Origin of the sequence: Leucobacter sp. M11 (genome assembly GCF_035726885.1) — a bacterium.
GTDB lineage: Bacteria > Actinomycetota > Actinomycetes > Actinomycetales > Microbacteriaceae > JAPFRB01.
Window position 1 is genome coordinate 589,278 of the sequence record NZ_JAPFRB010000004.1, and the last position, 7,221, is coordinate 596,498.

General features: G+C 71.8%; 6 protein-coding genes. 2 read left to right on the plus strand and 4 right to left on the minus strand.

Annotated features, from left to right (window positions below; all coding sequences use genetic code 11):
• The first annotated feature begins 365 nt into the window (after positions 1–365).
• On the plus strand, positions 366–2,006 hold the full coding sequence (locus OOT08_RS15010) for a leucine-rich repeat domain-containing protein (RefSeq protein ID WP_325093598.1): 1,641 nt from the start codon (positions 366–368) through the stop codon (positions 2,004–2,006).
• 46 nt (positions 2,007–2,052) lie between these two features.
• Here OOT08_RS15010 and OOT08_RS15015 read toward each other — a convergent pair whose 3' ends face one another.
• The 3 genes from OOT08_RS15015 to OOT08_RS15025 are packed head-to-tail and all read right to left on the minus strand — an operon-like array spanning position 2,053 to position 5,128.
• Positions 2,053–3,243 carry a P-loop NTPase gene (locus tag OOT08_RS15015; protein WP_442916263.1) on the minus strand — a complete coding sequence of 397 codons (1,191 nt, stop codon included), beginning with the start codon at positions 3,241–3,243 and terminating at the stop codon, positions 2,053–2,055.
• Positions 3,240–3,866 (minus strand): DUF1003 domain-containing protein, encoded by a 627-nt coding sequence (locus OOT08_RS15020; protein WP_325093600.1) that lies wholly within the window; start codon positions 3,864–3,866, stop codon positions 3,240–3,242. Before OOT08_RS15020 ends, OOT08_RS15015 begins: the two co-directional genes overlap by 4 nt.
• Positions 3,866–5,128, minus strand: coding sequence for a magnesium transporter MgtE N-terminal domain-containing protein (locus tag OOT08_RS15025; RefSeq protein ID WP_325093601.1), 1,263 nt, complete (start codon positions 5,126–5,128; stop codon positions 3,866–3,868). Before OOT08_RS15025 ends, OOT08_RS15020 begins: the two co-directional genes overlap by 1 nt.
• A 56-nt stretch (positions 5,129–5,184) precedes the next feature.
• Here OOT08_RS15025 and OOT08_RS15030 point away from each other — a divergent pair, with 56 nt between their 5' ends.
• Positions 5,185–5,691: a general stress protein gene (locus tag OOT08_RS15030; protein WP_325093602.1), complete on the plus strand. Its 507-nt coding sequence runs from the start codon at positions 5,185–5,187 to the stop codon at positions 5,689–5,691.
• Positions 5,692–5,774: 83 nt separating this feature from the next.
• Here OOT08_RS15030 and OOT08_RS15035 read toward each other — a convergent pair whose 3' ends face one another.
• On the minus strand, positions 5,775–7,196 hold the full coding sequence (locus tag OOT08_RS15035; protein ID WP_325093603.1) for an aminopeptidase P family protein: 1,422 nt from the start codon (positions 7,194–7,196) through the stop codon (positions 5,775–5,777).
• Between the last annotated feature and the right edge of the window lie 25 nt (positions 7,197–7,221).

Genomic DNA, 7,221 nt, shown 5'->3' on the forward strand with positions numbered 1-7,221 from the left:
GGTTCACCCCGCTCGCGATGAGCGCGATGAGCGCTGCGCTCCCGAGCGCCGTCATCGTCGCGGAGCGCACGCGCGCGCTGAAATTCCCCATGTTCGTCCCATCTCTGGGCCCCAGCTCAGCACGCACGCGGCAGTGCCCGCGCGCGAAGAGGCCCCCCATCTGCACAGTAGAGGGATTTGGGGTGCCTGGCAAGGATTTCGCCCCGCTTTCTCGCGCCAGCGCAGCGGGGTGCCCGGGAGGCATTGACAAAACCCGCGACGTGCGATGACCATGGGGCAGGACGGTGCGTAGCGGGGAACACGGACGTCCGCGTCCGACCCGAGCTGCGAGCCCGCGGGGGAGGAACACGGCGTTGGGGGACGAGATGCGAAGCGGACGACGATTCTGGGCGGCAGGCGGGGCGGCGCTCATTGCCCTCGCGGGGATCGGGATCGGGGTCGGGCCGACTGCCGCGCTCGCCGCGGACAGCGCGGTCCCCGACCCCGAGCTCGCCGCGTGCCTGAACCTGATGCTTGACCCGGGCCGCCCCGCAGACCAGGAGATCTCGGTGGCGGATCTCGCCAGCCTGCGCGAGGTGCGCTGCACGGTGACCGGATCCGGTGTCGCTTCCCTTGAGGGATTACAGCACGCGACCAAGCTCTGGGCGTTCGCGCTGAGCGGCAGCAACCGCCTCGGGGCGGCGGACGCCTTGCGCCCGCTCTCGGGAATCACCACGCTCCGTGAGCTGGACCTGACGAACGCGCAGCTCACGACGATCGAGCCGCTCGCCGACCTGGTCGGGATGACGCAGCTCGCGGTGGGACACAACGCCCTGACCTCGCTCGCGGGAACCGAGCAGATGAGCAAGCTCATGATGCTCACCGCCGTCGAAAACCGCGTGACGAACGTGGATCCCCTGTCCGGGCTGCGCGAGCTTCGCTTCGTGAGCCTCAGCAACAACGCGCTCGACAACCTCGCCGGACTCCGGGACGCGACCGCCCTGTCTCAGCTCTGGGTGAACGACAATCCGACGCTGGCGGGTCGGCTCGACGAATTCGCGGGCAAGCCCGGGCTGAACAACGTGAACATCAGCAACACGGGTGCCACCGATCTTGCGGTGTTCGCCGAGTACCCGGCAATGAACACGTTCCAGGCGGTCGGGAACCACATTTCGAGCCTCGCCGGTCTGCCGGGCGGCACCACGAAGGTGACGCTGCAAACGGTGACCGGAGCGCCGATCTACGTCCCGGTCGGGGCAAGCTCGCACCGCATCGACGTGACGGGACGGGTGACGATGGAGGACGGGGTGACGCTCCCGGGCGTGATCGGGCGGCCCCCCGGCGGCGGGGTCGAGCCCGATCCCGACCCGGAGATCCCCTTCCTCCGGTTGCGGTTCGGGGCCGAGGACGCACAGGCCGTCTGGGGCTTCGACTCCGCGCCCGCGAACCGATTCAACGGGGCGGTCGCTCACCCGATTGTCCGCGTCAGCATCGAGACAGCGATCCCCGAGTTCACCGTCAATTCCCCGGGGTCCGGCTCCGTGTCCGTGAGCGACCCCGGGTTCACGGTCGCCGCGGCGGGCGGCTGGGCGCTCGGCGCGGACGCGCCGGCATACCTGCGGATCGATCCCGCAACGGGGGCCCTGACCGGAACGCCCACCACGCCGGGGACGGTCAGCTTTACCGTGATCGCGCGAGACGAGCTCGGCAACGCCATCGAGCGCGAGGTCACGCTGACGGTGAAAGCCGCGGACACCGATCCGCCCGTGATCCCGCCGGTGGACCCACCCGTGGATCCGCCGGTTGATCCACCCGTTGACCCGCCGGTCACTGCGCCGCCGGTGGACCCGCCCGTCGGGCCGAGCACCGCGCCGGTCGTGCGGCCCACGGTCGGCACGGTGTCGCCGCTCGCGGCGACGGGGGCGAGCGACACGCAGCGGCTCTGGGCGCTCGGCGGAACGGTCGTGGCCGCCGGATTCGCCGCGCTGCTGCTGTCCCGGCCGCGCCGGACTCGGAACGGGGACTGAGCCGAGGCCGTCGCGGACGCGGCGGAGGGGCTCGCGGAGGAGGGGCCTAGCGGACGCTGAGCCCGAGGGGCTTGCCCGCCAGGCCGCGGCCGCGCTCCAGCAGGCGATCCGCGACCGCGGCCAGGGCGCGGGCGGCCGGGTCCGACGGGGTCGCGAGCACCGCGGGGGTGCCCGCGTCGCCCGCCTCCCGGAAGGCGACGCTGAGGGGGATCCGGCCGAGGAGCGGGACCTCGCCGTGCTCGGCGTCCGAGAGGCGCTCGGCGACCTCCTGGCCGCCCCCCGTGCCGAACAGCTCCAGCACGGAGCCGTCGGGTTGGGCGAGCCCCGCCATGTTCTCCACGACCCCGATCACGCGCTGCCCGGACTGGCGGGCGACGAGCGCGCTGCGCACCGCGACATCCGCCGCCGCCGGTTGCGGGGTCGTCACGACGAGCACCTCGGCGTTCGGGAGGAGCTGGCCGAGCGAGATCGCGATGTCGCCCGTGCCCGGGGGCAGATCGAGCAGCAGCACATCGAGGTCGCCGAACCAGACATCGGTGAGGAACTGCGAGATCGTGCGGTGCAGCATGGGGCCGCGCCAGGACACGGCGGTGTTCCTGGTGTCCTGGTCGCCGAGGAACATCCCGATCGAGATCGACTTCACGCCGTGCGCGACCGGCGGCAGGATCATGTCCCCGACGCGGGTGGGCTGCACCGTGATGCCGTCAGAGGACTGGCCGAGCAGGCCGGGGATCGAGAAGCCGAAGACGTCCGCGTCGATCACGCCGACGGCGAGGCCGCGGGAGGCGAACTCGACCGCGAGTCCCGCGGTGACGGAGGACTTGCCTACGCCGCCCTTCCCGCTCGTGACGGCGATGACGCGGGTGAGCGAGTCCGGGCCGAACTGGTTCACCCGGGCGGGCTTGCCCGCGCGCACGCGCTCGGTGAAGGCGGTGCGCTCCGCGGTGCTCATGACGCCGACCGTCAGCTCGACCGCGGCGATGCCCTCGGCGGCCTCGGCGGCGGCCCGGGTGTCCCGCTCGATCTGGCGCGCGGCGGGGCAGCCCACGATGGTCAGCTTCACCTCCAGGTGCGCGACCGCGGCCTCGTCCACCCGAAGCCCCGTGATCATGCCGAGCTCGGTGAGGGGCTTGCGGATTTCCGGGTCCATCACCGTCGCGAGGCGGTTCCACACCGCTCGCTCGCGCGGGGGAAGCCCCTCGCCGCTCAGGATGGGCTCGGGGCGCTGCTCGGTCACGGCTGGGGCTCCTCGTTCGGGGGACGGGTGGTCGGGGGATTCATCGGCTGAGGACCCGTCGGCTGCGGATCCGTCGGCTGGAGACCGCTTGGCGCGGAATCGCTCGGCGGGGTCAGGGGCCGCGCCTCCTCGGCGGCGCGGCGGTCCTCCTCGCCGAGCTCGCGGAGCAGGGCCCGCAGCTCCTGGCGCAGGAAGTCCCGGTCCGGCAGCTCGTTCAGGGCGAAGCGCAGGGAAACGATCTCGCGGGCCAGGTACTCGGTATCGGCGAGGTTCCGCTCGGCGCGCTGGCGGTCCTGGGTCATCTGCACGCGGTCCCGGTCGTCCTGCCGGTTCTGCGCGAGCAAGATCATGGGGGCCGCGTAGGAGGCCTGCAGGGAGAGGATCAGGGTCAGCGCGGTGAAGCCGATCGCCGCGGAGTCGAAGCGCAGGTGCTCGGGAGCCCAAGTGTTCCAGACCAGCCAGGCGATGCAGAACAGCGAGAGCGCGAGCAGGAACCACGGGGTGCCCATGCCGCGGGCGATGGCCTCGGTCCAGCGCCCGAAGCGCTCGTTGCCGGAGCCCAGCTCGCCGCCGAAGCGGAGCCGGGGCGCGGGGGCCGCGTCGTCGCGACGCCGCCACCCCATCAGTCGACCCTCCGCGAGCGCGTGGAGAGTTCGTCCCCGGCGTGCCGCCAATCATCGGGCAGGAGGTGGTCGAGCACGTCATCGATCGTGACGACGCCGAGCAGGCGGTCGTTCTCGTCGACGACGGGGAGCGAGACCAGGTTGTAGCTCGCGAGGCGGCGCGCCACCTCGGCGGCGCTCGTCTGCACGGGCACCGCCTCCAGCTCCTGGTCCACGTGCGAGCCGAGCCGGTCGTGCGGGGGATAGCGCAGCAGCCGCTGGAAGTGCGCCACCCCGAGGAACTCGCCCGTCGGCGTCTCATAGGGCGGGAGCGTGACGAAGACCGCGGCGGCCATCGCCGGGTCGGTGTCCTGCTTGCGGATCAGGGCCAGGGCCTCCGCGATGGTCGCCTCGGCGCTCAGGATGATCGGGGTTGGGTTCATCAGCCCGCCCGCGGTGTCCTGCCCGTACTCCAGGAGGCGGCGCACGTCCTCGGCTTCCTCGGGCTCCATCAGGTCGAGCAGGGTCTCCCCGGCGCCGTCCGGCAGGTGCGCGATGAGGTCGGCCGCGTCGTCGGGCTCCATCCGGTCGAGCACATCGGCGGCGCGGCTGTCGCCGAGCCGGGTCAGGATCCGGGCCTGGTCGTCCTCGGTCATCTCCTCCAGCGCGTCCGCGATGCGGTCGTCTGGCAACTCGTCGATGACCTGGAACATCCGCTCGGCGGGCAGCTCGAGCAGGGTGTTCGCGAGGTCCGCGGCCTTCAGGTCCACCGTGGTCTGCACGAGGTGCTCGGCGCTCTGCGCGACGTCCGTGCTCGGTTCGCGCACCTCGGCCCAGGCCACGACGCGGCTCGCGCCGCGGGCGAAGGGGGAGGCGCCGGGGCGGGGGCCGCGCACGAACAGCTCGCTCACGAGCCACTCGCCGGAGGGGCCGCGGGCAATGCCGACGTCCTCGATCACGGCCGGGCCGGAGCCGTCGACGAACTCGACGCCGCGGCCGATGAGCTCCGCGACGAGGCGGGTCTCCCCGCCGCGCTGCTCGAAGCGGCGCATGTTGATGAGGCCGGTCATGATGACCTGGCCCGCCCCGATCGAGGTCACGCGGCCGATCGGCACGAACACCCGTTTTCGGCCGGGGATCTCCACGATCAGGCCGACCACGCGGGGGGCGCCGGCGGAGCGGAACACGACGAGGACGTCGCGGACCTTCCCCACCCGGTCCCCGGCGGGGTCGAAGACGCTTCGCCCGGCTAGGCGACCCACAAACACTCGGGAGCTACTCACGACACCAATCTATCGTTCCTCCCCCGGAAAACGCCGGGGCGTGCCAGAATAAGGCCATGAGTACACCACGACCCGTCTCACCGCGTCAGGCTACGATCTTCCCGGAGATCCCCAAGGGTGACGTCATCTCGACCTACGACAGCTACCACGATGCGCAGCTCGCCGTGGACGCCCTCGCCCGGGCGAACTTCCCCGTCGCGAACCTCGCGATCCTCGGCAACGACATTCGCAGCGTGGAGCGCGTCACCGGCAAGCTCACCTACGGTCGCGTCGCCCTGATGGGGGCCCTGTCCGGCGCGTACCTCGGGCTGTTCTTCGGCCTGATCCTCTACATCTTCCAGCCCGACAACTCCGGCATCCTCGGCGTGTTCCTCGCCGCGGTCGCGATCGGCGCGGGCTTCGGCATGCTCTTCGGCGTGCTCTCCTACGCGATGAACCGCAACCGGCGCGACTTCTCCTCGGTCATGCAGCTCGTCGCCACCCGCTACGACGTCATCACCGAGCCCCAGTTCGTCCAGGACGCCCGGCAGATCCTCATCGGCGACCAGCCGCAGGGGGAGTAACCCAGCCACTGGCACGAAACGGCGCTGGCGCTCACCCCTCGGGGTGAGCGCCAGCGCCGTTTTCGGTTCCGCGCGACCCGGGACTAGCGGCCCTGGGCCTCGCGGACCCAGGCCTCGACGGCGTCGGCCGAGCGCGGGATGTTCGCGGAGAGGTTGACGTAACCGTCCGCGGTGACCACGACGTCGTCCTCGATGCGGACCCCGATGCCGCGGTACTCGGCGGGCACGGTCAGATCATCGGACTGGAAGTACAGGCCGGGCTCGATCGTGAACACCATGCCGGGCTCCAGGACGCCGTCGAGGTACAGCTCGCGGCGGGCCTGGGCGCAGTCGTGCACGTCGAGGCCGAGGTGGTGGCTCGTGCCGTGCACCATGTAGCGGCGGTGGAAGGCGGTGTTCGCCTCGTCCCGCTCCGGCAGGAAGCCCCACTCGCGGGTCTTGCGCTCGATCACGGCCATCGCTGCCTCGTGTACCTCGCGGAAGCGGATCCCGGGCTTCACCACGGCGAAGGCGGCGTCGGCGGCCTCCAGCACGGCCTCGTAGACGCGGCGCTGCACCTCGGAGAAGGTGCCGGTCACGGGCACGGTGCGGGTGATGTCCGCCGTGTAGAGGCTGTCGAGCTCGATGCCCGCGTCGAGCAGCAGCAGGTCGCCCTCGCGGACCTCGCCGTCGTTGCGGATCCAGTGCAGGGTGCAGGCGTTCGGGCCGGAGGCCGCGATCGTCTCATAGCCGACCGTGTTGCCGTCGAGACGGGCGCGGGCGTTGAACACGCCCTCCACGACGCGCTCGCCGCGGGGCGCGGAGCTGGCACGGGGCAGGCTCGCGAGCACGTCGACGAAGCCGCGCTCGGTCGCGTCCACGGCGGCCTGCATCTCGGCCAGCTCGAAGGCATCCTTCACGAGCCGCAGCTCGGAGGCGGCGCGGGCAAGCTCCGCGTCGTCCAGGGTGAGGTCATCGGCCCCGGCCACGAACTCGCCGAGCGAGCGGGTGGGCAGGCCGAGGTCCTGCGCGACCTGGGCGAGGGAGGGGCGCGCCCCGATCCAGAACTCGCCGATCTCGGGGTTCGCGAAGAACTCCTCGGAGTCGCGCCCGGCGCGCTCCCGGAAGAACAGGGTGAAGTCGTGGCCCTCGGCGGTTGGCTCGGCGACGAGCAGCGCGCCGGGCTCGGCGTCGGAGCCCCAGCCGGTCAGGTGGCTGAAGGCGGAGTGCGCCCGGTACACGTAGAAGGTGTCGTTGGAGCGCTGCTTCATCGCGCCCGCGGCGATGACGAGCCGCTTGCCCGGGAAGGCGGCGCTGAGCGCGGCCCGGCGGGCGGGGGTGAAGCTGGCGGCGGGGCGCGGGGCGATCTCAGCGGCCGCGGGCTCGGCCCAGCCGCTCATGATGAAACCCAGGAACGCGGCGGAGTCGGGGGTGGTGCTCCGGTTGCTGTTGTCGATTTCGACGTCGTGGGTCTGGGTGGCTGGGGTCCGTGCGTCGTGCGCTTCGGCGTTCGAGGTGCTGGTCATACTCCCATTGTGCCACCGAGCCGCT

Coding starts and splice junctions, on each gene's coding strand:
- OOT08_RS15035 (WP_325093603.1), bottom strand. CDS start 7,196: ATGACCAGCACCTCGAACGCCGAAGCGCACGACGCACGGACCCCAGCC.
- OOT08_RS15030 (WP_325093602.1), top strand. CDS start 5,185: ATGAGTACACCACGACCCGTCTCACCGCGTCAGGCTACGATCTTCCCG.
- OOT08_RS15010 (WP_325093598.1), top strand. CDS start 366: ATGCGAAGCGGACGACGATTCTGGGCGGCAGGCGGGGCGGCGCTCATT.
- OOT08_RS15020 (WP_325093600.1), bottom strand. CDS start 3,866: ATGGGGTGGCGGCGTCGCGACGACGCGGCCCCCGCGCCCCGGCTCCGC.